The sequence below is a fragment of the Barnesiella propionica genome (assembly GCF_025567045.1).
Taxonomy (GTDB): Bacteria; Bacteroidota; Bacteroidia; order Bacteroidales; family Barnesiellaceae; genus Barnesiella_B; species Barnesiella_B propionica.
Genome location: NZ_JAOQJK010000009.1, coordinates 81,653 through 99,490 on the forward strand (window position 1 = coordinate 81,653; position 17,838 = coordinate 99,490).

Below are 17,838 nucleotides of genomic sequence, written 5' to 3' on the forward strand. Positions count from 1 at the left end.
TCCGGAAAATACTGTTAAAAATGTGATTACAGGGTAGAAAACAATAGGAGTTTACCCTATAATGATAGTAACAGGCTTTTCCGGATTTTTTTATGAAATAAATACGCATTAAAATATGTTTGGTTCGAAATTAAATGTCTATCAGAAGTTATTGGAAGAAGGACGTAAATATGTAGAACTGCAGATAGATTATGCCAGGCTTACCGGTACCGAGAAACTTTCGGTAATGGGTTCAACCCTCATTATATTGATTCTTTGTATGATGTTAGGGGCCGGGGCTTTCTTTTATTTTTCTTTTGCAGTAGTATATTTGCTGGCTCCTTATGTCGGTCTGGAATGGAGCTACGCTATAGTCGGCGCATTTTGCCTGTTGCTGGCAGGAATAATTCTTGTTTTTCGTAAACCTATGATTATAAATCCGGTAACGCGTTTTCTTTCACGTTTGTTGCTGGACGAACCTGATAAACCTGAATCATTATGACAAATAAGTGGCAAGGATATGGTATAGATGAGTTGCAGGCCCGTAAGATGCTGGTCAAAGCCCGTGTAGATATGCAGCAAAAAGAACTGCAGGATTCTTATCGGGGAGTAATAGAACCTGTCCAGAATTCCGGTTCCGTTTCAAAATTCATATTGAGTAAGGCAATCGGGAGTATTCCTATCGTTGACGGTGTTTTCTGGGGATTTAGATTGGTATCAAATGTTTTACGAATGGTAAAACGTTTTAGACGTTAATATTTTTGTATAGAGAAAGAAGGGCGGTTGCATTCGGCGAATGTTTCCGCTCTTTTTGTAATAGTTAATCTCTTGAGTGTGAAAAACATTGAGGACTATTGAATTGTTTTCTGTACATATAACTATCTAATAGAAGAATAAAATGTATAGAAAAAGTTTGTTACTATGGATCGTGATGGTATGGCTTGTAGGGTGTACCGATAGATACGAGATAAAAGGGCATATATCAAAATCGGCAGACGGTGAATTCGTCATTCTCCAAAAACAGGTGGATGAGCAATTTGTACTGGTAGATAGTACCAAAGTTAAAAACGGTGCTTTTGTATTTAAAGGAGAACAGCCTGAGCCCACTATGGCGGTTTTATCGCTGGGAGGCGAACGGGAATTACCTGTCATGCCTTTGCTCTTTGTTTTACAGAACGGGTCTATTGCTGTAACTATGGATAGTGTTTCTTCGGCTGCCGGCTTACCTCTGGTCGAACGGTTCCAGACTTATCAGGATGAACGTATGGGGCATGACAAGCGTATGCAGGATCTTACGAATGTATATATGGGGGGAGTTATAGCCGGTACATTGACCGACAGTCTTTTTAATAAAATGAAAGGACAGTTTGAAACGGAGAAAACCGAAGTGGAGACTCTTACAAAAGAATATATCCTGGACAATGAATCCAATATTACGGGGGTATATGTCTTTATTCAGAACAGTTATCTTTTTTCTCCTTCGGAGCAGAGAAATATTATTGATCATTCACCTGATTTTTTCCGGTATAATAAATCGGTGACGACAGTAACTAAGATGCTTGAACGTTTGAAAAACGTGGAGGACGGTATGCCGTTTATCGATTTGAAGATGTCTACTCCTACGGGGAAGGATGTAAGTTTGTCCGATTATGTAGGCAAAGGCAAATATGTGTTAATAGATTTCTGGGCTTCCTGGTGTCCTCCGTGCCGTAAACAGACTCCCGAACTTTTAGCTTTGTATAACAGGTTTAAGTCTAAAAATTTTACTATCGTGGGGGTATCATTCGATACCGATAAAAAGGAATGGGTTAATTATATAAGAGAAAATAAACTGCCGTGGCCTCAGATGAGCGATATGAAAGGGTGGGATTCGGATGCGATAATGCTGTATGCGATTCAAGGCATTCCCCATACGGTGCTGGTTGATCCGCAAGGTAAAATTCTTTCTACTAATATGGAGTTGCCTCAGCTTTCCGCCAGATTAGCCGAGTATCTGAAATAGGAAATATTTTTATAAAACAAAGGCATGCAAAAGTCCTGCATGCCTTTGTTTTTGTATTATAAAAGAGAAAAAGAGATAAGTTCTTTCCGATATTCCGAAAATATTTAGTTTTTTTGTACACTATTGCCGGAGTTGTTTTCTTGCAAAATAAAAAAACGGAATAAAAATGATAAAAAGGTTTTTTCTCATGACCCTTTTCATAGGGATATGCACAGTTTATGTATCGGCGAAGGACGAAACAGAATACCGTAAAGAATTATATGATTTGTATATCAGTGGTAAGATGGCTGACTGGCAACCTGTTTTAAGCGAAATGCTCGTGGATAAATCGGTGTCATCCAAGGAGGCCCGTATACGCTTGTTGACCGATTATTACGGTCTTATCGGGCATCTGATAGATAAGAAACGTAAAGAGGAAGCCTCTGTCGCATTAAAATCGGCCTGGAAACTGGAGAAGGCCTTAGAGAATAGTTATCCCGGAGATGCGAAAATACTGGCATTGAAAGGAAACCTTGTAGGTTTTCAAATAGCAATGTCTCCTCTAAAGGCTACGACTATGGCTTCCGGAATGCTGGGAGATGTAAAAAAAGCCTATGCAAAAGCTCCCGGTGATGCGTTGGTAAATATTCTTTACGGGAATATCCGGTTCTATATGCCGGGTATGTTTGGCGGTGATAAGACGGAGGCTTTATCTTGTTATAAAAAAGCTCGCAAGACTATGGAGTCAGATTCCTCAGCCTTAAAAAATAACTGGCTGTATGTGCAGTTGCTGGTTACTATCGGGCTGGTATACGAAAAAGACGAGCAGTATGCCAAGGCAAAGGAGATGTATGCATGGGTTATAAAACATTATCCGGCTTATGCTTATGTAAAAGAAACATTATACCCGAGGGTGAAAGATAAGTGACGATTTAAAGCCCGAGAAGTTGCAAGGCTTTGATATTATATGTTTCTTTGTAGGAAATACAAGATGAAATATAATATGAATGATTATACGCAGGTAAAATTGGCTGTTATCCCTTATAGTGAGACAGCTACGGATATATTGGCCGCTCTATTGGCAGAGATAGGCTATGAAAGTTTTGTTCCGGATGAAAACGGTCTTACGGCTTTTGTTCCTCAGCCTTTATATGACGAAGGTTCTCTTCGGGGCGTTATAGAAGCGTTTCCGATGGAAGCTAAAATCGATTATAAATCGGAATTTGTAGCCGGTCGTGACTGGAATGAAGAGTGGGAGAAAAATTATTTTAAGCCTATAGTAATAGGAGATGAATGTGTGATCCACAGTACATTTCATACCGATGTACCAAAGGCTCGTTATGATATCCTGATCGATCCGAAGATGGCATTCGGAACAGGCCACCATGAAACGACGAGTCTTATTATAGGTGAAATATTAAAAGCAGACCTGAAAGGGAAAAAGATACTGGATATGGGATGCGGTACGGCAGTACTGGCTATACTGGCTGTAATGAAAGGAGCATCCGATGCTACTGCTATAGATATCGACGCATTTGCTTATGAAAACGCTTTGGAAAATATAAGATTGAACCATACTCCCGGTATTAAAGTCTTATTGGGAGGAGCCGAAATATTAGGAGAAGATAACTATGATGTTATTTTTGCAAATATCAACAGGAATATTTTATTAGCTGATATTTGTGCTTATGCAAAATGTATGCATCATGGATCTTTTTTGTACATGAGCGGCTTTTATGTAGAAGACATCCCTGTTATACGTGAAGAGGCCCGAAAATACGGTTTAGAATTTTTGGGATATGAGGAAAAAAACCGTTGGGTCGCAGTGGAATTTAAAATGTTGTAACCCGATTTGTGAAAATAATTGACCGGATGTTATATCCGGTCTTATCTTTATTTATACTTTATGATCTCGCCCGGTTATAGTAAAGAGAGTAAATATAAACATATCTGTAACGAAATTCAAAAACTCGTTCGTTACTCCCTATCTCCGTATGAATTGAGACGCTCAGTCGTAGAGATGTTAGCCGGGGAAATGAATTTCCTGTGGGTAGGCTTCTATTGGGTAAAAGGTGAACATCTTTTTTTGGATGTGTATAAAGGACCGGATGCGTGTGAAAGGATTGCATACGGTAAAGGTGTATGCGGGACTGCCTGGAAAAGGGCTGAAAGTTTAAATGTCCCTGATGTGGATGCTTTTCCGGGACATATATCCTGTAGTTCTTTATCCCGGTCCGAGGCTGTGATACCTGTATTTCAAGAGGGCGAGGTGGTAGGTGTGTTGGATATAGATAGTGAATGCACTGCATATTTTGATGATACGGACATGTGCGGCTTACAAAAAATCATAAGATTGATAACGGCTGGAGCGGCCTGAGACAAATGGTTTGATTTATGTGATTTTGTCCTGTTGGTGTTTTTATATTTTGTTTTTTAGTTTTGTTCTGTTTCTTATGAACCTCCGATAATTAAAGCTGTTGACGAACGAGTGCTGTTGATGTATAAAAAGTTTCATAATGAAATTATAGAATATATTTTATTTATTCGATTGCGTAAATTATGAAATACTCTTTTCGGTTTAAATTTGATTTGAACATATATTCTGCCACACTATATCAGCTCATAATAGCGATATTGATGATGGTGTTGACACGATTGTTTTATTATCTTTATAATCAGGATTTATTTGCAGGAATTCGGGTCGGGGAGCTTTTAAAATTATTTTGGGGAGGTGTGCGCTTCGATCTGGCAGCTGTTTTTTATTTGAATTTGCTTTTTATATTGTTGAGGATACTGCCTTTTGAGTTTGTTAATAAACACTCCTATATTAAACTGACAAATATAGTATATATCGTTTGTAACGGTATGGGTATCATTATGAATATGGCGGATGCTCCATTTTACAGGTTTACGAGCAGTCGCACACAATGGTCTTATTTGTTGGAGTTTTTCGAAGACAAAAATGCAGTGGTAATTTTCGGAGGTCATTTGGTTACATTCTGGCCTGTAGCAGTTTGGGGTATTTTCTTTATCTTTTTATTAATATATCTCTCATCGGGTGTACGTATAAAGAGAATGACATTCCGTAATCAAAAGGTGAAATTTATTTTTAGTTTGCTGATGCTATTTTTGTTCTCAGCCATTACATTTATAGGGATTCGGGGACATATGCGGAGAGATTTTCCTTTAGCCGTGGGAGATGCGATTCAATATGTAGATAATAACCGGGATATCAGCCTGGTGTTAAATACACCTTTTACCATCATTCGGTCTATTGGTAAACAGCATAAAATAGCGGTGCGGAATTATATGTCCCCGGAGCAGGTCGCTACATATTATAATCCTGTCTATACGGGGAGTGCAGACGGGCACATGAATAAAAAGAATGTATTTATTATTATTCTGGAAGGTATAGGAAGTGCTTTTTATGAAACGTTCAATAAGATACAGGTCGATTCTGTTTATGCTAATAACCTGATGCCTTTCGTCGATTCGCTGGCAGCTCATAGTTATGTCTGTACGAGTGCTTATGCCCAGGGCCGGCGTTCGGTAGAAGGGATAAATTCCGTCTTAGGCGGTTTTCCTGCATTTCATCCCCTTATTTATATGAATTCTCCTTATAATCAAAATAAAGTAGATGCTTTGCCTTTTCTGTTGAAACCAGAAGGATACTCGTCCGTTTTTTATTGTGGTTGTAACAAAGGTTCGTACGCTTTCGCTTCTTTTTCCAAAGCCATGGGATATGACAGGTTTATGGGACGGGAAGATTATGGAAATGATGCCGATTTCGATGGACATTGGGGTATCTGGGATGATAAGATGGCCGATTTTATTTTAAAGGATTTGGATCAAGAAAGAACTCCTTTTTTAGCTTCCTGGTTCACTATTACGTCGCATACTCCGTTTAATATCCCCGGCGAATATAAAGGAAAGTATCGTTTTCCCGATAATACGATGGAACAGACTGTTGAATATGTTAATGATGTGCTGGAGACTTTTTTTGAGGAAGCGAAGAAAAAGAAATGGTATGAAAATACCTTGTTCGTAATAACTTCCGATCATGCCTTCAATATGAGCAATGCCGATTATAATTCTCCTAATACGCTATACCGTATTCCTTTGATTTTTTATACGCCCGACAGGAGCCTAATGGTAAAAAAAGATTCTGCTGTAGTTTCTCAGATAGATATTACTCCTTCCGTTTTGGATATATTGGGATATCCGGGGACACGTATTTCGTTGGGAAATTCTGTATTTAATGATTCGATACCCCATTTCGCAGTTAATTATGTGTATGGTCTGTATCAGATTATGGAAGGAAATTATCTGCTGCAGTTTGACGGGGAGAAAAGCGTGGGACTTTTTGATCGTATGGAAGACCCCGTTTTACTTCATAATATATTGAATGAGAAACCTGATATTGCCAGACCGATGGAAATGCGTTTAAAAGCTTTTTTGCAGGAATATACGCATCGTCTTGTGGAAAATCGGTTATCTTTGTCGCCCGTTGGCTGAAATAGGAAAGTCCGTAAGTTACAAACCGGAACAGATCTTTTTTAAGAATATGCAGAATAATTCTAAAAACAAATGGGCGAAAAAAGCAGTCAGATGGATGAGGAATTTATTTCTTTTCTTTCTGTTATCCTCTGTTGGTGCTGTGATAATCTTGAAATATATGCCTGTATATATAACGCCTCTGATGCTTATTCGCAGTGTACAAAATGTGGTTAAGGGAGATTCTCCCGGATTCTATCATGAATGGGTTCCGTTGAATGATATATCGCGTTGGTTACCTCTGGCGGTCGTGGCTTCGGAGGATAATCTGTTTATGACCCATCACGGATTTGATTTTAACCAGATACAGAAAGCAATAGAAGAAAATAAAACAAGAAAAAGAGCAAGAGGCGCCAGTACCATTTCTCAACAAACAGCCAAAAATGTATTTTTATGGCCGGGACATTCTGTAATAAGAAAAGGACTGGAAATTTATTTTACATTTTTAATAGAGGTGTTTTGGGGTAAAGAACGTATCATGGAAGTCTACCTTAACTCGATAGAGATGGGAAAAAATATTTATGGCGCTCAGGCGGTTGCCAATAAGCATTTTGGCCGGGATGCCGCACGGCTTACCAAATCCCAGTGCGCATTAATCGCTGCCACGTTGCCCAATCCCCGTAAATTTAATTCTGCTGCTCCTTCCCCTTATATGTTAAAACGTCAGCGTCAGATCATGTCTTTAATGGGGAAAATTGCTCCGGTGAATTTCGAATAAATTTTATTCTTGTCCCATTAATGCCTTTATCTTTTTTATACGGTGAGACAATCCGGGAGAAGGAGACAACATTTCTTTTTCCATCAAATCATTCAGAATCTCCCTGCACCAGTCGATCTGTTCCGATAAAAGATATAAAATATCGAAACACCATACTTTATTGGCTATTTTTGCCTTTTCTTCAGTAGCCCATCCGGCAACAGCCTCTGCCAGTATACCTGCTTCTTCCAGAGATGGAACGAATTGTCCGGATTGTAAGAGTGTATAAAGAATCTTTCCATATTCACGGCGTACACTTTCATGACGAATATCCGGTATGTCTTTTATAAATTTTTCCAGGTAAGGTGTAAACTTTTCTCTATCTTTAAAAAATGCATATTCGAGCCCCCATGCCGAATAGAATGCCCGGCTGTCCCTGTATTTCTTTACGGCTTCCATAGCCTCCTGATAAGCGTTATGTTCCAGAATATATGAGCCTATATGTGTTTTAAACCCTTTACCCGTAAATTCCCCGTTTATAATAGAAAAATAATCCATAAGAAGAAATGCGTATTTGTAAAAAAACTGCCCGGAACATAAGAACCGGGCAGTTTCTATAATATTGGGTGCTCTTATTTCGTAATAATTACTTTTACAACTGTTTCACCGCAACGTATTAGATAAACACCGGGTATGTCAAGTATGAATTTGTTGATACCTGGATTTGCCGTAGTCTCGCGAATCATAATGCCGGATAAATTATATATTTGAACCGGATAGTCCTCGTTACTGTCTATAAAGAGAGTATTGCCTTTGGTATATATTTTATCTGCTGCGATTGCTGGTTTACATACCGAAGAGTTCCCGCTTATGGTTACGGATACGGGCTTGGACCATATACTTTCTTCTGTATCGTTCTTTACCGCTTTAACCTGATAGGTATAAAGGTAATTGCTTTCCAATCCTGTCACATCGTACGAAGTACCCTGAATTCCGTTAATGGTCATCGGGTATTTGTCGTCTGTATTGTCCGAATTGCTGGTAATATCTCCGCTATGTATCGTAATTTCTTTTATGATAGCACGGTTACTGGCCGGAACGGAAAATGCTATGACCGTATTTTGCGTTCCGTTATCCATTATGATTTTGTATTCCTGCATATCATCTGTGAGAGATAATGTTTTGCGTTCTCCGTTAACGGTTATATTCAGAATTTTTGTGGCGGACATCGAATTTTTGCAGGCCTGAATAGTGATCGTGTAAACACCGTCGTTGCCGCTCAGGTCAATAGGTGGAGTTTGTAAATTGCCCGATTCGGAAGCCTGGCCTATCTGGCATGCATTTCCGGCTTGGAAGACAGATTTGCCTGTCCATCCTGTCTGTTCCATGAATTTATTCAGTTCATCATTCTCCGTTAAATCTGTTTTATCGGGAGCGTTAATTGTTCCGTCTTCAAATTTGGTAAAGTTTTCCTTTAATTTGGGAAGTGCTAGCTGGTCGATAAGAAGTGAATAGCTGGTTGCTTCTTCTACGGCATTCCAGTGGGCTGTAAACCCGGTTTTGGTAATATCTGTAGCTGCCGAAGGTTCTGGAGATAAGATTCCCCCTCCCATAAACTTAAACGTGATGATACCGTTTTCTTGTGCAATTTCTGTGACCGGTTTTCCTGAGATTAGTGTTTGATAGATTTTTTGGTTGGGAGAACTGGTTTCGGTAAAAGACGTATTATTCCCGTAAGGATAAAGATCTCTGGAAACGGTAGCTGAAGACAATACTCCGTCGGCAGGTACTATTTGTAAACGTTGACGGTTTGTCGTATTATTCACTACATTATTATCCCACGCCGATTGGTTGTAATCTACTTTGGTTATCATAAGACCCGAAGCCGGCATCCCTTTGTCCCAGTCTTTCTTTTGCCTGTTTTCCAGTATGAAATATTGGTTGGCGTTGGTTGATGTTATTTTATAAGCTTGTTGGCTTTCAGCAATATATTCGAGAGAAATGGTCTTGGGATTTTGCAATTCTTCTATATCGAGCCATCCGACGAATTCTCTTTCGTATGCCGAATATCCAAGAGGAACATTACCGCCTACATTATAACAGCCGTAATCCATCAGGCTCCATACGTCCATACCGAAATTGGTTCCGTTGCTTCTGGTGTCGTAAAAGTCTGGTAATCCTAACGTGTGACTGAATTCGTGGCAGAAAGTCCCTATACCGTCCAATACGGTACCGGAAGTCCCATTGAGCTCCGACGAACAGGCGTATGCGTCGAGTTTAACTCCGTTTACGCTTACAATTTGTCCGGCTCCCTGATAAATATACCAGGCATGAGGCCATACCGTATTTGCCGGGGCACCGGCGGCTTCGGAATATCCGGCGTAGATAACGTATACGAGATCGACAAATCCGTCGTTGTTATTATCATATTCCGAAAAATCCACGAGATTCTGTTCACTGGCTATCCTGCAGGCGTCTATAATCATTTCATGAGCATTTGCATCGTTATTTCCTCCGTAGTAGGCCATGGTTTTATCCAGTTTAATGGGACCTACTACATTGAAATGAGGAGTGAATTTTCCACCGGACTGGGAGATAAAGTAATCACGGGCACTGCCTATGGCGTTGTTTTTATTGAATCCTTCTTTGTTCATGAGTTCGTCAATAGCGGCGTTAGTACCGTTGGCGCTGAATTTCTTGTCCGAGAATTCCACCATGAGGACCAGGCCTTCTACATTGCCTGTGCTGGATGCTTTCATGGGTGCTATACGGTTTATATTTTTCGCTTTGCTTTGCCTTCTCTGTGAATTTTTTTCGACGAAAGAATTTATCAGTTTTTCGGTCTGCAATGTTTCTATATATGCTGCGTCATCGGCCGATCGGTTTATAGCGTCTTTAGCTATACGGTTGCTTATAAAAGACATGCCTTGTGTATCATACCCCATATAATGGTAATAGCCGTCTTCGGCGGGAGCTATAACTACACCATCGGTCGTTGTGGTGTAGTGATGAAACTCATCTCCGTGCAAAAGGATAGTGATTGTACTTCCATCTGGCTGTTCTGCGGTTATAGGAGTACGTTTAGCCGGAACAGCTAAAAGAACGTTACTTCCTGCTAAAAGAAGCGAGATAAACAATAGTAAAAGTTTCTTTATTTTCATATGAATTCAGTTGAAGGTTAAAATTCAGGGGTTACAAATATACACTTTGTAATGAATATAAATTAAAAAATATGGATAAAAATACTTTATTTCGGGGTAAAAGCTTATTTTTTAACGATAAAATCCCTCATTTCACCGGAATAAAAGGAGTGAAAAAGCGTAGTCATATAACGCTTTTTAATGATTTGAGAACTAAAAGAAAGAATCTTTTTTTAGTTAAGGAGGGGCCTCCTGACCGAATTCTTGTTACCGGTATCTTTTTAGCCGGCTTGTTCCGTTTTAATTCTTTCGTATATTTTCTTTATGCCCTTTTTTATAAACCTTTTTCGGATTACCCGTGTATCCGATATCTCCTTGCGGCGAAGAAACATAAGCGTTTAATTCATCCGTTGTTTGGCATTGTATATCACCCGAACCATAGACTTGTGCTGTTACTTTCTCTGCCTTTAATTTTTCGGCGTCGATTTCTCCCGAGCCAGATACTTCAAAATGTGCGGTTTCGGTTTTTCCTTTAAGAGCTATATTTCCCGATCCGTTTACTTTTGCTATCAGGTTTTCACTTCCTATTTCTTTCAGGCTGACGTCTCCGCTGCCTGAAATATGTATATTGATGCCGGCATAATAAATATGTTTGCCTTCGATATTCCCCGATCCGGTTATATGCATATTGAGCATGTCACCTTTAATAGTTCCTTTTAATTCTACATTTCCGGAACCTGCTATATTTATCTGCTTCAATCTTGGACTTGAAACGATGACTTTGAGTTTGTCTTCTCCCTGAGCGGAAATTCTTTTCCTGCATTTTACGATCAGCGTACCTTTTGAAACATGTACATCCAGTAACTCTACCAGATTGTCCGAGCCGTAAATACTTACTGTCGCTTTGCCGTTGCTCTGGGTATATTCTACGTCCGGACTTCCTGTAATTTCTATGGATTGAAACGGAGAGGTGATGCTGACCGCTTTGGTTATATAGTTTTTACTGGGAACCAGAGCCATGGTATTTGCCGCTGATAGTAGGAACAATAATGTAAAAATAAATCTTGTCGTTTGTTTTTTCATAGTCGGATATTTAAGATATCTTACTGTACAAATATATATATTATTCCGAATAGAAAGAGACCGTTCCTACAGGAACGGTCTCTTTTCGAAAAGTATTGAAAATCTTATTGTTCGTCAAGCATGATTTCGAGCATCTGGCAGGCAGCTTTCGCAACCGAAGTACCAGGGCCGAAAATAGCTGCGACACCGGCTTTATATAGGAAGTCGTAATCCTGTGCGGGAATTACGCCTCCGGCAATTACGATGATATCTTCGCGGCCTAATTTCTTGAGTTCTTCTATCACTTGCGGAATAAGGGTTTTATGACCGGCAGCCAGGGAAGATACCCCCATTACGTGAACATCATTTTCAACCGCCTGACGGGCAGCTTCTGCCGGAGTCTGGAACAGAGGTCCCATATCTACGTCAAAACCGCAGTCGGCATAACCGGTTGCAACAACTTTAGCACCACGGTCGTGACCGTCCTGACCCATTTTTGCGATCATGATACGGGGCTGACGACCTTCTTTCTTCGCGAATTTTTCGCAAAGTTCGGTAGCACGGATAAAATCCGCGTCTTGTTTGGTTTCTGATGAATACACGCCTGAAATGGTTCTTATGATTGCTTTATAACGGCCTACTACTTCTTCGCAGGCATCCGATATTTCACCCAAAGTAGCGCGTACGCGTGCCGCTTCTACGGCCAGGGCGAGCAGATTGCCTTTCTTTGTTTTTACACACTCGGTAATAGCAGCCAGAGCAGCTTTTACAGCGGCTTCGTCACGGTGTGCTTTTACATCGTTAAGACGTTCTATCTGTTCTTTGCGTACAGCCGTATTATCTACTTCCAGGATATCGATAGGATCTTCTTTTTCGAGACGATATTTATTTACGCCCACGATAGTTTGTTTGCCGGAGTCGATACGGGCTTGGGTACGTGCAGCTGCTTCTTCGATACGTAATTTGGGGATTCCCGTTTCAATAGCTTTCGCCATACCGCCGAGTTTTTCGATTTCCTGGATATGTTCCCATGCTTTGTGTGCAAGTTCGTTCGTCAGGCTCTCTACATAGTAAGAACCGGCCCAGGGATCGATCTCTTTTGTAATATAAGTTTCTTCCTGAATATATATTTGCGTATTACGGGCGATACGTGCCGAAAAATCGGTAGGCAATGCAATAGCTTCGTCAAGAGCATTGGTGTGCAGCGATTGTGTATGTCCCAGCGCAGCTCCCATAGCTTCGATACAGGTACGGCCGACATTGTTGAAGGGATCCTGTTCGGTAAGAGACCATCCCGAAGTCTGGCTGTGCGTACGCAATGCCAGGGATTTAGGATTCTTGGGATTGAACTGCTTGACAATTTTTGCCCATAACATACGGGCTGCACGCATTTTGGCAACTTCCATGAAGAAATTCATACCGATTGCCCAGAAGAAAGACAACCGAGGAGCAAAAGAGTCGATGTCCATTCCGGCATTAACACCGGCGCGGAGATATTCCAGACCGTCGGCCAGGGTATATGCCAACTCGATATCTGCTGTCGCTCCGGCTTCCTGCATATGGTAACCCGAAATAGAAATGGAATTGAATTTCGGCATGTTTTGGGAAGTATATTCAAAAATGTCGGCGATGATGCGCATAGAGAATTCCGGGGGATAAATATAAGTGTTACGCACCATGAATTCTTTCAGTATATCATTTTGTATAGTTCCGGCCATTTCTTCCAGTTTGGCGCCTTGTTCGAGTCCGGCGTTGATATAGAAAGCCAGAATAGGAAGTACGGCACCGTTCATGGTCATAGATACGGACATTTTGTTCAAGGGTATTCCGTCGAACAATGTCTTCATGTTGTCGAGTGTGCAGATCGAAACACCGGCTTTACCTACGTCACCGACTACTCGTTCGTGGTCAGCATCATATCCGCGGTGAGTTGCCAGGTCAAATGCTACTGACAGACCTTTTTGTCCGGCCGCCAGGTTGCGGCGGTAAAATGCGTTGGATTCTTCTGCAGTCGAGAATCCTGCGTATTGGCGGATGGTCCAGGGACGAAGAGCGTACATCCCGCTGTACGGGCCGCGAAGGAACGGAGGTATACCTGCAACATAATTGAGATGTTCCAGACCTTCCAGGTCTTTTTTCGTATAAATAGGTTTTACTGGAATAAGTTCGGGAGTGATCCAGTTCTCCCCATCGCATGCCACATTACCGGCAGGTTGGGTAAAAGCATCCGATTTGATATCTATATTTTTAAAATTTGGTCTCATTTTCTTTTTATTTTCTTTGTTCACAAATTAATTTATTGGAATCAGATAGATAATTTAGCGTTGAATGCTTTTAATGTATCCAATACGTTGGTGCGAACATGGATGAATTCGGTAATGCCTTCGGCTTTAAGTTCTTCCATGCAGGCAGGTGCTCCGGCAACAACGAAAATAGCTTTATCACCTAATAATTTGAATGCTTCGGGTGCATAAGTTGCATATTCATCATCGCTCGAACAAAGCACTACGATATCGGCTTTGGCAGACAAAGCAGCGTCGATACCGGCTTGAACCGTTTCGAATCCGAGGTTGTCGATAATTTTGTAACCGGCGCAAGCAAAGAAATTCGAAGAGAATTGAGAACGGGCAAGTCTCATGGCCAGATTACCGATAGTAAGCATGAACACCGAAGGGCGTTTAGCAGCGTGTTCTGTAGCTAGTCTCAGCTCTTCGAAATCGCTGGCGGCGCGTTTAAATGAAAGCGTACTGAATTCGGCTTTGCATTCGTTTCCTCCGCAACAAGTGCTTCCGGTTTCTTTATTCTGTATTTTATCGGCTGCCGTTTCGTTGAAATTGGGGAACTGATTGGTTCCCAGTAAAGATTCTTTGCGGCGTGCTACGTTAACATGGTGTGTGGCGGATGAAGCATTTACCTGTTCCTGTACAAAACCTTGTTTCAGGGCTTCGTAGAAGCCGCCTTTCTCTTCGGTTTCCAAAAATATTTTCCAGGCTTGTTCCGCAATGGCTACAGTCAGTTTTTCTACATAATAAGAACCGGCTCCCGGATCTACTATCTTGTCGAGATGAGATTCTTCTTTAAGAAGTAATTGCTGATTACGTGCAATTCTTTCGGAGAAGTCGTCCGATTCTTTATAAGGTTTGTCAAAAGGAGTTACTGTAATAGAATCGACTCCGGCTAAAGCGGCAGACATCGTTTCTGTTTGAGAACGCAACAAGTTTACGTGTGCGTCATATATAGTCTGGTTGAACTCCGAGGTCTGAGCATGAGCTTTCATTTTGCAGGCGCAGTCGCAAGTAGGATTGTATTGTTTGACAATCTGTGCCCAAAGCATGCGGGCGGCACGGAATTTTGCCAGTTCCATGAAATAATTGGATGAGATACCGAAATTGAATTTAATGCGGTTGGCTACTTCGTCAACAGTAAGTCCTGCATCGGTGAGGCTGGCGATCCACTCGTTACCCCAGGCGAGGGAGAAACCTAATTCCTGTGCGATGAAAGAACCGGCATTGTTAAGCATGACACCGTCTACGGCCAGTACGCGGAAGTTCGGCATTGCAGCAGCCGCTTCAATTATTTTGGTAGCTGTTTCGGCATAATTACTGAAATCCTTGCCTCTTTTCAATATGCGTTTGAATGGATCGAAATTTACAGATCCGTTTACTTTTTCGGCAACACCCCGTGCACTGAAGAAAGCCGCGAGAGTTTTAACAAGTTCCAAAGCATGTTTTACACATACATTGAAATTGAGTTCGACCTTTTCAAGTTCGATATCTTGCAACAGAGTTGCTATATTATCCGGAGATATCTGGTCTGCTTCTAAATAAAAGCCTATGGAATTAACCCCTTTGTTCAGAATATCCAATGCTTTGGCGTTGGCTTCTTTTACACATTTTACAGTTATGTCCTGGCGAACGAGCCAGGAATTGTCGGTGCGGGTACCTCTCACATAGGGGAATTCTCCGGGCAGAGAATTTGTCGTTTTAAGATCGGCGATATCTTCTTCTCTGTACATAGGGTTTACATTGAATCCCTCGTTGGTTTTCCATACGAGCTTCTTGTCGAAGTCGGCTCCCTTAAGGTCTGTTACGACCTTTACCTTCCATTCTTCGGTTGAAACCGGAGGAAATTGGTCGAACAATTTTTCTTTACATTCTGCCATAGTGTTTGTATAAGTTAAATAATTTAAGTAGTCTCATTTACAGTTTATTATGTTTATATATAAATATAACAAACTGTGTCTATTCCTCTCTTTTTTATAGAAAGATACGAATATACAAGCGCAAAATTACGATAAATACTTTGAAATAAAGAATTTTTTCTCTAATAAATATCGTAAAACTATAAGGATGCATATCTGGTTATGGCAATGAATATTTTTATTTCTTATTTAATGTATTTTGCTTCGTACAATTTTATAGGGAGGTTGTTATTATAAACACGAATAGTAGAGAATAGCACACGGATTTTCCTGTGTGCTTCTGTATAAGTAGTAAATTTCTTGTACATACGATATCTATTCATGGAATGTATTAATGAATCAGGTGTTTTTAATCTTAAGTAATATGGAGAATAAATTTGTGATGTTTATAATAGCCGGAGTGGATGATGCTGTCGCTGTAAAGTTGTGAAAATCTGCCGAATTTTGTATATTGGTAATGAAGGACTATGAAAATGGTTTTTAGGAAGATGAAGAAAATAGGACGGTTTTTGGTGCAAAATAGGAGATGCTATGGCAAATAAGAAAAAAGTGCTTTATAGTGGTGATAGATTTAGGTCTTATCTGGAAAGAAAAGACTTGACATACGCTAAGGCTTCCTCTATTTTGTCGATAAATAAAAATACCATCGGTAAAGCAGTCAGAGGTGGAAATCTTTATGTTGATGTTTTGCTGAAAATCTCAAATTCTCTCGATTTTCCAATAACTTCATTCTTTAAATATGAGGACGGAACTTACTTAAATGATGAAAACTACATAAATAGTTTATATCCTGCACTTAGCGATAAAGACAATTCACCGATTTTAGCTTCTGAAATGGAGAAAAAGTATAAATTATGTGAAAAAGATAATAATTTTGATGCTGAATTACTTGCATCACGGGATCAGGAAATAGCATTATTGAAATCTCTAAACGATAATTATCGCCAACAAATCGCAATCTTAAAACAGAAATTGAAAGAAAAAGAATAAAAATTGCCGGATCGTCTGCTATTTGCGGTTTTTGTAAAGTCTATATACTTTTTCTTACTTTTCTTTCACTTTTGCTCATAAAGTTTATTATATTCTTATAAACGAAAGACAATTAATTTTGTAGTTTTGTGCATTGCCATATCCATTCTTGAAATACAGAATTAAATAATAACAGGAGGTTCTTTATGAAATTTGGTTTGCATGTAATATTAGCAGGTTTATTATTGTCGTTGACGTCATGCAGTTCTATCTCCTCGCTTTCATTCGATACGATCTGTCCTGCCGAAGTTACTTTTCCTCAAGGTGTGAGATCTATTGTCGTGGTTAATAATGCGGCTGAAATTCCTGTGGATAATAATATATATTCCGACTTGGAGGGGGAGGACCGAAAGTTTTCGGTAAAACATGATAGCCTTACTTACCGTATTGCCGAACAGGTTGCACTCCGGCTTTCGTCGACCGGATATTTTAATACGGTAGGTATGTTTTATGACGATTCAATTTCATTGCCAAAAGATTTATATCCGGTTTTATCATCAGAGCAGTTACAGGCTATTCGTGAAGATTGGCCCGGATCAGCCGTACTTACTATAGATAAAGCCGATATAAACGGTTTTTTGAGTGATGCACGGGTCATGTCTGTGGACGGTGACTTTTTTATATCTACATTCGATATATTGGGCGAGCTTACGGCACGTTTGTATTTACCCGGGGAGGATTATCCCCAAACATATCGGACGCAAGATACTATATATTGGCAAGAGGCCGGACTCACCCCGGATATGCCGCACTCTCTTTTACCCGAACTCCCTTTTTGTTATATACAAGCTGCAAGTCATTTTGCCCAGGGACTGGCGGGAAAAATGACTCCGTATAAAGAAACGGTAGAACGGTTTTTATTTACCTCTTCCGATCCTGCTATGAAAGATGCCGGACGTTATTGGAAAAAAGGAAAATATGACGAAGCTTCTTATCTGTGGGAATATATTTATGAAAATCAAAAAAATGCCGGAAAAAAAGCCCGGGTTGCCTCTAATATAGCTTTGTATTATGAATTGAACGACAATTTTAAAGATGCTTTATTATGGGCGAACCGTTCTTTGGACGAATTCATGAAAAGGCCAGATGATAATGCTTATTATGTTGCTATGATGAGAGACTATATTCATCAGTTAACTCAGCGCCGGAGTAATGATGCAAAGCTTAAATTACAGATGGGTTATTAATTTCTTTT

Annotated in this window: 15 protein-coding genes; 10 read left to right on the top strand and 5 right to left on the bottom strand. The window is 40.2% G+C overall.

Translation table 11 applies throughout. The features are described from left to right. Positions 1-115: 115 nt before the first annotated feature. The 8 genes from OCV73_RS12040 (at position 116) to mtgA (ending at position 7,232) form a co-directional block, all read left to right on the top strand. Positions 116-481: a phage holin family protein gene (locus OCV73_RS12040; protein ID WP_147552526.1), complete on the top strand. Its 366-nt coding sequence runs from the start codon at positions 116-118 to the stop codon at positions 479-481. Continuing rightward, the gene (locus OCV73_RS12045) at positions 478-735 is read left to right on the top strand and encodes a hypothetical protein (RefSeq protein ID WP_147552528.1); all 258 of its coding nucleotides are present in this window, start codon (positions 478-480) and stop codon (positions 733-735) included. Before OCV73_RS12040 ends, OCV73_RS12045 begins: the two co-directional genes overlap by 4 nt. Positions 736-877: 142 nt before the next feature. Continuing rightward, the gene (locus OCV73_RS12050; protein ID WP_147552529.1) at positions 878-1,981 is read left to right on the top strand and encodes a TlpA disulfide reductase family protein; all 1,104 of its coding nucleotides are present in this window, start codon (positions 878-880) and stop codon (positions 1,979-1,981) included. Positions 1,982-2,147: 166 nt separating this feature from the next. Then, positions 2,148-2,888 (top strand): tetratricopeptide repeat protein, encoded by a 741-nt coding sequence (locus OCV73_RS12055; protein ID WP_147552531.1) that lies wholly within the window; start codon positions 2,148-2,150, stop codon positions 2,886-2,888. A 75-nt stretch (positions 2,889-2,963) separates the two neighbouring features. Continuing rightward, on the top strand, positions 2,964-3,806 hold the full coding sequence (gene prmA / locus OCV73_RS12060; protein ID WP_147552533.1) for a 50S ribosomal protein L11 methyltransferase: 843 nt from the start codon (positions 2,964-2,966) through the stop codon (positions 3,804-3,806). Between the two features lie 60 nt (positions 3,807-3,866). Then, complete coding sequence (locus tag OCV73_RS12065; protein WP_147552534.1) at positions 3,867-4,337, top strand: GAF domain-containing protein; 471 nt, start codon at positions 3,867-3,869, stop codon at positions 4,335-4,337. A gap of 182 nt (positions 4,338-4,519) precedes the next feature. Further along, positions 4,520-6,475: an LTA synthase family protein gene (locus OCV73_RS12070; protein WP_147552536.1), complete on the top strand. Its 1,956-nt coding sequence runs from the start codon at positions 4,520-4,522 to the stop codon at positions 6,473-6,475. A 49-nt stretch (positions 6,476-6,524) separates the two neighbouring features. Beyond that, positions 6,525-7,232 (top strand): monofunctional biosynthetic peptidoglycan transglycosylase, encoded by a 708-nt coding sequence (gene mtgA, locus OCV73_RS12075; RefSeq protein WP_147552538.1) that lies wholly within the window; start codon positions 6,525-6,527, stop codon positions 7,230-7,232. Between the two features lie 3 nt (positions 7,233-7,235). Here the strand turns inward: mtgA and OCV73_RS12080 are convergent, their stop codons facing one another. The 5 genes from OCV73_RS12080 to mutA form a co-directional block, all read right to left on the bottom strand. Further along, positions 7,236-7,769: a hypothetical protein gene (locus OCV73_RS12080; RefSeq protein ID WP_147552539.1), complete on the bottom strand. Its 534-nt coding sequence runs from the start codon at positions 7,767-7,769 to the stop codon at positions 7,236-7,238. Between the two features lie 74 nt (positions 7,770-7,843). Beyond that, positions 7,844-10,372, bottom strand: coding sequence for a M6 family metalloprotease domain-containing protein (locus OCV73_RS12085; protein ID WP_147552541.1), 2,529 nt, complete (start codon positions 10,370-10,372; stop codon positions 7,844-7,846). Positions 10,373-10,651: 279 nt separating this feature from the next. Next, complete coding sequence (locus tag OCV73_RS12090) at positions 10,652-11,434, bottom strand: head GIN domain-containing protein (RefSeq protein ID WP_147552543.1); 783 nt, start codon at positions 11,432-11,434, stop codon at positions 10,652-10,654. A gap of 104 nt (positions 11,435-11,538) precedes the next feature. Continuing rightward, a complete protein-coding gene (gene scpA, locus OCV73_RS12095; RefSeq protein ID WP_147552545.1) occupies positions 11,539-13,677 on the bottom strand; it encodes a methylmalonyl-CoA mutase in 2,139 nt (712 codons plus the stop codon). A gap of 41 nt (positions 13,678-13,718) precedes the next feature. Next, positions 13,719-15,575, bottom strand: a complete 1,857-nt coding sequence (gene mutA / locus OCV73_RS12100) for a methylmalonyl-CoA mutase small subunit (RefSeq protein WP_147552547.1) — start codon at positions 15,573-15,575, stop codon at positions 13,719-13,721. Positions 15,576-16,145: 570 nt separating this feature from the next. On the opposite strand from mutA, the gene OCV73_RS12105 reads away from it, so the two are divergent. Both OCV73_RS12105 and OCV73_RS12110 read left to right on the top strand, forming a co-directional pair. Beyond that, complete coding sequence (locus OCV73_RS12105; protein ID WP_147552549.1) at positions 16,146-16,604, top strand: hypothetical protein; 459 nt, start codon at positions 16,146-16,148, stop codon at positions 16,602-16,604. 185 nt (positions 16,605-16,789) lie between these two features. Further along, complete coding sequence (locus tag OCV73_RS12110; protein ID WP_147552551.1) at positions 16,790-17,830, top strand: DUF6340 family protein; 1,041 nt, start codon at positions 16,790-16,792, stop codon at positions 17,828-17,830. Positions 17,831-17,838: the final 8 nt, after the last annotated feature.

Bases quoted from the DNA above. Each gene is read 5' to 3' on its own strand.
- mtgA (WP_147552538.1), top strand. From the start codon at position 6,525: ATGCAGAATAATTCTAAAAACAAATGGGCGAAAAAAGCAGTCAGATGG.
- OCV73_RS12110 (WP_147552551.1), top strand. From the start codon at position 16,790: ATGAAATTTGGTTTGCATGTAATATTAGCAGGTTTATTATTGTCGTTG.
- OCV73_RS12065 (WP_147552534.1), top strand. From the start codon at position 3,867: ATGATCTCGCCCGGTTATAGTAAAGAGAGTAAATATAAACATATCTGT.
- mutA (WP_147552547.1), bottom strand. From the start codon at position 15,575: ATGGCAGAATGTAAAGAAAAATTGTTCGACCAATTTCCTCCGGTTTCA.
- OCV73_RS12085 (WP_147552541.1), bottom strand. From the start codon at position 10,372: ATGAAAATAAAGAAACTTTTACTATTGTTTATCTCGCTTCTTTTAGCA.
- OCV73_RS12090 (WP_147552543.1), bottom strand. From the start codon at position 11,434: ATGAAAAAACAAACGACAAGATTTATTTTTACATTATTGTTCCTACTA.
- OCV73_RS12040 (WP_147552526.1), top strand. From the start codon at position 116: ATGTTTGGTTCGAAATTAAATGTCTATCAGAAGTTATTGGAAGAAGGA.
- OCV73_RS12055 (WP_147552531.1), top strand. From the start codon at position 2,148: ATGATAAAAAGGTTTTTTCTCATGACCCTTTTCATAGGGATATGCACA.
- OCV73_RS12070 (WP_147552536.1), top strand. From the start codon at position 4,520: ATGAAATACTCTTTTCGGTTTAAATTTGATTTGAACATATATTCTGCC.
- OCV73_RS12050 (WP_147552529.1), top strand. From the start codon at position 878: ATGTATAGAAAAAGTTTGTTACTATGGATCGTGATGGTATGGCTTGTA.
- prmA (WP_147552533.1), top strand. From the start codon at position 2,964: ATGAATGATTATACGCAGGTAAAATTGGCTGTTATCCCTTATAGTGAG.
- scpA (WP_147552545.1), bottom strand. From the start codon at position 13,677: ATGAGACCAAATTTTAAAAATATAGATATCAAATCGGATGCTTTTACC.
- OCV73_RS12105 (WP_147552549.1), top strand. From the start codon at position 16,146: ATGGCAAATAAGAAAAAAGTGCTTTATAGTGGTGATAGATTTAGGTCT.
- OCV73_RS12080 (WP_147552539.1), bottom strand. From the start codon at position 7,769: ATGGATTATTTTTCTATTATAAACGGGGAATTTACGGGTAAAGGGTTT.
- OCV73_RS12045 (WP_147552528.1), top strand. From the start codon at position 478: ATGACAAATAAGTGGCAAGGATATGGTATAGATGAGTTGCAGGCCCGT.